At 61.6% G+C, this 6850-nt stretch carries 5 protein-coding genes and 1 pseudogene; 5 read left to right on the forward strand and 1 reads right to left on the reverse strand.

The window, feature by feature from the left end; genetic code table 11:
- Positions 1–15: 15 nt before the first annotated feature.
- The 4 genes from CON76_RS07640 (at position 16) to CON76_RS07655 (ending at position 4637) form a co-directional block, all read left to right on the forward strand.
- A complete protein-coding gene (locus tag CON76_RS07640; RefSeq protein ID WP_101102773.1) occupies positions 16–945 on the forward strand; it encodes a DNA-binding protein in 930 nt (309 codons plus the stop codon).
- A 1297-nt stretch (positions 946–2242) separates the two neighbouring features.
- Positions 2243–2884, forward strand: coding sequence for a hypothetical protein (locus tag CON76_RS07645; protein WP_101102774.1), 642 nt, complete (start codon positions 2243–2245; stop codon positions 2882–2884).
- Positions 2885–3500: 616 nt separating this feature from the next.
- Complete coding sequence (locus CON76_RS07650) at positions 3501–4307, forward strand: hypothetical protein (RefSeq protein ID WP_101102775.1); 807 nt, start codon at positions 3501–3503, stop codon at positions 4305–4307.
- A gap of 39 nt (positions 4308–4346) precedes the next feature.
- Entirely contained in the window at positions 4347–4637 is a 291-nt protein-coding gene (locus CON76_RS07655; protein WP_101102776.1) for a type II toxin-antitoxin system RelB/DinJ family antitoxin, read from the forward strand.
- A gap of 158 nt (positions 4638–4795) precedes the next feature.
- Here the strand turns inward: CON76_RS07655 and CON76_RS07665 are convergent, their stop codons facing one another.
- On the reverse strand, positions 4796–5728 hold the full coding sequence (locus CON76_RS07665; protein ID WP_169929013.1) for an antA/AntB antirepressor family protein: 933 nt from the start codon (positions 5726–5728) through the stop codon (positions 4796–4798).
- A gap of 486 nt (positions 5729–6214) precedes the next feature.
- Here CON76_RS07665 and CON76_RS07670 point away from each other — a divergent pair.
- A pseudogene (locus CON76_RS07670) lies at positions 6215–6850 on the forward strand (RepB family DNA primase); the annotation flags it as partial.

Raw genomic sequence — 6850 nt, forward strand, 5'->3', positions numbered from 1 at the left:
CTAACAAGAGCCGCCATGCGTCCAGTTGAATTCTCCGATGAAGCCATCATCCGAGCCGGCTTGGAACTGCGCCAGGCTGGGCGCAATGTCACGGGCTTCGCTTTGCGCCAGAAGATTGGTGGTGGCAACCCCGCCCGGCTGCGGCAGGTGTGGGACGACCACTTGGCCAGCCTGAATACCGCCGCATCCACCCAGCCCGTGGTTGAGTTGCCGCCAGAGCTGATGCAAGCGGTAGCCAGCCTCACGCAAACGGTGAACGAACGCATCATGGCGTTGGTGGTCGAACTCAACGACCAGGCGGTTCAGGCTGCGAACGGCCGTGTGCAAGAGGTGTTGCGTACCAGTGGCGAGCAGCAGCAACAGGCCCAGCAAGAGCTGGCCGAAGCCGCTACCGCCGTCAACGAACTGGACACCCAACTTATGGCGGCCCAGACTGAGGTCGAAACGCTGACCAACCAGCTGACCGCCTCCCAGGCGCAGCTGCAAGCCCAGGCGATCGAACTTGCCCAGCTGCGCGAACGTCTGGCCGCAGCCGAGGAAGCTGGCCATGCCGCTGCACAGGCCCACGCCGCCGAGCTGACCCAGAGCCGCGACATCGCCGAACGCTTGCGTACTGAACTCGACAGCTTGCGTGAGGCCTCGGCCAACGAGCTCAAAATGGTTTGGCAGGAGCTGGCCAACGTCAAGTCGGCGGCTGAAAACGATGTGCATCACGCGCGTGACGAGGCACTGCGCTATCAGCAAGCTGTGGAGCAGACCAATGGCCAGCTGGTGCAGCTGCGTAACGAAATGGCCCAGGCCCGCGAGCTGGCGACTGCGGCACGTGAAGAAGCCGCAGGCCTGCGTGGCCGTGTAGAAGTGTTGGACAGCCAACGTGCCGAGCTGTTGCAAGCCTTGTCCGGGCGAACGCCAATTGCTCAGGCGCAGGCTGCGTTGGCACTCTGAACGTCGGATTGGCGCACCAGAACGAAAAAACCCCCGGCTCTTGCGAGACCGGGGGAAAAGAGAAGAGTTTTTTTACGATTTGTCCAAGATAAATACCCAACTTTGCCACTGCAAAATCCGCCAAGATTTTGGTTCAATCCCACGCCCGCCAAGGCGTGGGATTGGCACATGGCTGCAACGGGCCGCCAAGCCCCTCAAAATACCCATTGCTGGGCAGACACACACTGTCGCAAAACGCTTCCAACTTTCGGAAACGGGTCGCCAAACCCGTTGCTGTCAAAGACAGCTCCCCATGTGCTTCGGTCGTATCGCACTACAGGTCAAACCCTACTCATCGGTCTCCCCCTCTCGGCTGTCAAGCCCAACCGGTGCCACCCGAGTTGGTCGGCCAAGAGGATCCCCGTTTAGATTACCGCTACTGCGCAACGTGGCGCCACTGTCTCAGCAAGACGGCTAGCCTTTCGGCTTTCCGCAGATTTCAAGGAGGCGATGTTCCAGAGCCCTTCCTTTACTCACCGTCTGCATCATCGACTACGAACCACGGCTTCATGCCTATGGCTCCACGTTGCTCCGCACAGCACCCTCGCAGGGTGCCGTTACAGGTTTGAGCTATCCATCGACCCCCGGTTTCCCGAGGTGCCAGCGTTTCCAGGTTTCCCCTCCACGCCCTGCACTGTCACCAGTGCCTCAGAAGCCATCCTGTGCGGCAGGCGTTACGCTCTTTCGATACGTCCCGCCGGTCGGCCTTGTCCGACTTTCACACATAACCAGGTCACTGGGCCATTTCCTGCCCAGCGCCGTTTCACGGTCGCCCAACTTCGCCCGGCATGCCTGCCGGGCCATCAGATGACTGATTGGGTCGAAGAGGAGAGTTGCACTCCCCAGCGCCCTTCGCAACCGCACCAGCCCTATTAGAGGCATGCGGCTACAGCGTCTGCTCGTGACTGAATTGGCGTGTTCATGTCACTGCCGGAGTGGCGCTCCGGCTGGCCTTTCGGCCGTGTGTGTTGCAGCTTGGCGGTCTGCTTTCAAGCACCTGCCCGGGTGTCGGACACCCCAAGAGCTTCAAAGCAAACCGCCGCGCGTGTGGCCCAACCGAAAGCTTTCACCCCGGTTTCTGCGCCTTTACCCACTGTTACCTACAGTTGTATAGCTCCAAAAGCTCGGAAGTCATCCTCCCTTCGGTCGGAACATCAATACGTGCGGCTTTGCCGCACCCAATCACACCCCAAAAACCCTGTTTTGAGCCCCAAAACAACGCTATACGCAGGCATTCAACCTTTTTTGGAGCTTCCTGATGCCTGCATCTACCCCCATCGCCTCATCCAAGACCGCCGCCCTGGCCCGTGTCCTCGACAGCATTCCCAAGGGCTACACCTTTTACACCTACGGGCAAGTCAAGCCCGAGAAGGCCCACGCACTGGCCCAGAAACTGCACCAGCGCCACGCCATTGGCGCCACTCCAGCCCAACGCATCACCCGCAAGCAGCATGGCCTGGCCAACGCCTTGCTGGTGATGTACTACCCGCCTGATGCGCAAACGGTGCACTGGCTGATGCTGTTCACGCCTGGCCAACTGGAATCGCACGAGCAGCTGCACGACGTGACCGACAAGAAAAAGCGCCTCGTCTGGCTGAACTACGAGCTGGTACGTCGACCCGAGACCGGTGGCAAGACCAGCTGGACCTGGCGTCGCACCAAGGCCGAGATGGCCGATACCTACGCGTTGCTCAACCAGCAGCTGCGCCAGCACCATTACGCTGCGGTTGCAGATTCGTTACAACGGGTAGCCCACCAGCCGGGATTCCACGGCGTACGCGAGCAGTCCTGGGCCTTGCTGCAGCATGCACGCTCCCGCGGCTACACGGGTGAGTTGCCACACCTGTACTTTGTGCAGAAAGTCGGCCATGGCGAGCGCCTGGAGCTGTCAGCACGCTGAGGGGCTGGCCGTTGTCCGTCGCACTGGGCCAGCGGGTTTCTACCGGTGGAGGTCGGATGGTGGTGCCGGATACACCGCATGGGACTCACCCGGTGGTGCCACGCAGGGCAGGCCAGCTCATCCGTACGCCTCACCTTGGCATGGCCAGGTACCACATACCCTCACCCGGTGAAATGCACCGGTCAGACCGGCTCCACCGTCCGCTCACACCTGAATTCGCCCTCGGTCAACCTCAGGGTGTGCCGTGCCGTGGCCGCCGAGGGACAGTGCCACAGGCCAGTGGGCTGCGTGGTCGTGGCACAGGGTGCTCACCGCGTCGCATCACCCTCTACGGCCCTGCTGGTGGCTTCCAGGTTGTGGTCGGATGCGCTGGCTGGTTGTGCGTTGGCGTCCTGGCTTTGGTCTCGTGCGGTTCGATTGGGGCATGGTGGCTGTCCCGTCGGTGCTGCACTCACCCGGTGTGGCGGGCCCGTGGTAAGGCCATTCACCGGTAAGGCTTGGCCGGTGCAGGTCGGATCACCCCAATTTTTTTTGGCCAATGTGGTGATTTGGCCGTGTCGCGTGCCTATACCTACCAGACACCCCACAGCTGTGTGGGCCATGACCCTTGATACTGATGTCCAACCTGAAACCCTTGCCTGTGTCCCTGGCCGGCAGTACCGGCCCTTCCATCTCGATGAAGATAAACCGCACCAGCGTGATGCTGTACGCCAACGAATACTGCAAGCCACCCGATGGCGGTGCTGGCCATGCCGTGCAACGCTACCTTGGTTCGTGCTCGGTCAACGTCACGGAGTTGCCGGCGGCGTTCCATGCGCTGTTGCGTGAAGGTACCCGCGGCCAGCCCGAACGCTACCTGGCGTTGATGCAACGCCTGCAGGACCGGGTACTGGAGCCAGCACGCCAACGCCAGCGTGAATTCGAGCGTCGTCAGCGCCACCAGCAGGTGCTGGGCACCTTGGGCACCGCCATCCAGCACTTGTCCGAACTGGAAGGCCTGCCCGAACTGGACGAACACCTGCATGAACGGCCGGTGCAGCAGGCGGTCAAGCGGTTGTTCGACGCGGTGAACAACTTGCAGCGCGTGCCAGCGCCGGTAGCGCCAGTCACTGCACCGTCCGAGCTGTTGCCCCAGGAGCCAGCCGAGTTGGCCTCACCGGACGAGGCGGAACGCTGCCTGCAGGAGCAGCTGGCCATCATCAACCAGGCGTGTACCAAGGTCATCGACATGATGCCCGAGGCCGCACGGCAGTTCAAGAAGGGCCACCCCTTCCACGAAAAAACAGTAAAAATGGTTCAGCGGTCGTGGTTTCACGTCTCCGACATGCAGTCGGCCCTGAGCGGGCGCACGGCACTGCGTCGTCCCAAGAGCTGGGACGGCATGCGCGAACAGGTGATGGCGGCGTGCGTGGATGGCGAGTGAATACAATGTATCTCAATTTGTATCTTTAAAGGTCTTGCCATGGCTGCCAACACCACCATGCTCCACGTGCGCGTGGACCAACACCTCAAGGAGCAAGCGACGCAAACGCTGTCCTCGATGGGCTTGAGCCTGTCGGATGCGGTGCGCGTGTTCCTCACCCGTGTCGTGGCGGATCGGGAGCTGCCGTTTGCTGTGCAGGCACCCAACGCCATCAGCCGCGCTGCAATGGCCGAGGCACGCGACATCGTCCAGGGGCATAAGGCCCGTTTTGCTGATGCCGTTGCCTTGTTGAAAAACCTTGACCTTGATGAAAAAACCGGCGTCCAGTAAACGTGCCCAGTTGCCACGGGCATCGGATTACACCCGGCAATTCCTCAAGGACTGGCAACGGCTATCGCATTCTGGCCGGTACGACATGGGTCGCCTCAAGGAGGTGATGAGCAAGCCGCCCCTGAAAACAAGGGCGGCTTGCCTTGGTTTGTAGCCGCCTACGACACCAGCGCCTTGAGCTGCGCTTGCATGCGTTCAAACAGCTCGTTGGTGCTGCGTTGGGTATCGCAGACGATGTCGCTGGCCTGACGCAGCTTGTCGGTGTACCGCGGTGATAGGCAATCGTCCGGCTGGATCGGTTGCAGCAATGCCGCGACCTCATTGGCACTGTAGCGGCCGTTGGTGTGCTCGCTCACGTAGCGTTCCAGGAACTGCTGGAACAGCGGCAGGGTGTCGGCAGCCAGGGCCCACGCCCGGCGGTTGATGGCGTGCTGTACCTCTGTGGCCCAAGGAGCTGCCGACTGCTGGTGTGGCCCAGGTGCTGCTATCCGCGAGGTGTCCCGCAGGTAAGCGCAGGCTTCATCGAACCGGCTTGCGGGCAAGTGTTGGTAGCTGTTGACGCCAAAACGGTGCTGGAACGCGGTCCAGACCGTTTGGTAATGCAGCGAGGTTCGATAGACGCGTTGGGTAACCAGCTCGCGCAAGGTCTGCGCCTGCGTGGTGCTGATGCGCGCGTAATCGTTGCCCGTGTCTGCTGGAGACTGCACCACATCGGGTTCCTGTCCAATCAGCTGCCGCCAGATGCCTTGCGCGGCTGCGGTGCCCTCTGCGAGGCTCAATGCCTTGGCCGTTTCAATCCCGAAGTGGTAGTTCTTGGGGGGCCGGCCGATCCGCAGGCCCTGCGCATCGCATGCGGGTTCTGCGGTCGGTGCGTAATCCCGGCCGGCTTGCAAGCGGTACTTCTGCACCCGGGCGTTGAACCAATGGCAAAAACTGTTGCCAGCCTCAAGCTGGGTATGTAGCGTACGCGCATCCACGCATGGTTGCTCGACGTGGCCGATACGGGCCAGAAAAATCGGAATGCTGGGCACTGTGGTGGCAGCGCAAGGGGTGTCAGCCATGAGAGGGCTCCTTTTGATGAGGTTGTTCAACCTGCCACCCACGTCGCCAAACGCAGGCGGCAAGCCGTGTCGGGTTGGCGAACCGGCAAAAGGAACCGGCACACCCTTGCGGGTGTCCCAACACGGCTCACCAAAAAAGCTGGGAAGCCATGTTTTCACGCAGAGATGCAAAAGCCGCTGGCCCAACAGGTGGGGAAGCGGCGTGCTGCGCCTTTTGATGCCAGGTCGCCAAACCCGGTGTCTTTCGACGATGGCCAGTGTAGCGCACCGCGCCGCCGTCATCAACCGTGCGTATCGACAGCCCGGCGCAAGGCTGACGCGCTTGAATCTCCGGTACGATACCGAAGTCATAAAAAGCAAAGCCCCGCTCGTTGGCGGGGCTTGGCAGGGCAAAAAACCAGGGGCAAGGTAGGTGGAACTACCCCAACCCAAAGTGCTAAACCTAAGAGGGCTAACACAAACAATTGGCCTCGATTTTAGCGCCCGGTTTCCTGTCTTACAACCGGAACACCCAAAATGGCGCAAGCCCAACTTAAATTCAGCCCCTTCGACGAGGCCAATTGCTACCACGACACCAGCCGGCACGGGTTCTTCTCGCTGCTGCTGTCGAGTAACGCACGCTCCGACAAGCACCAGCAAAGCTACCGGCTGTCGGACATGCCAGTGGTGCTCTCCCGCCTCGACCACACCCGGGACACGTGGCTGTCGCAGGCCGAATTCATTGCCCCCAACCGCCGGGTGGTTAATCTGGCCCGTATCGGGCTGCTGTTTGCCGACCTCGACACCTACCGCCAAGACTGGGCCGTGGGACGCAGCCCCGAGCGGCTGGCCCAGACGGTGCTGTACTTTTGCGGCGAGGAAGGCATCCCGGCCCCGTCGCTGCTGGTGTTCTCGGGGCGAGGCATACAGGCCAAGTGGTTGCTCGACGGCACTCTGCCGCGCAAAGCCTTGCCCCGCTGGAACGCTTGCCAACGCTACTTGGTGGAGCGGCTGGCGTTTCTGGGTGCCGACCCGGCCGCAAAAGACGCGTCGCGCGTGTTGAGGCTGGTCGATACAGTCAACACCAAGAGCGGCGAGGTGTGCCGCGTGGTGCATGTTGAACCCGGCCCGGACGGCCAGCCGATCCGCTACAAGGGGTCGTCTCAGAATTCG

Source organism: Macromonas bipunctata, from assembly GCF_002837135.1.
In the GTDB taxonomy this organism is placed as follows: domain Bacteria; phylum Pseudomonadota; class Gammaproteobacteria; order Burkholderiales; family Burkholderiaceae_C; genus Macromonas_A; species Macromonas_A bipunctata.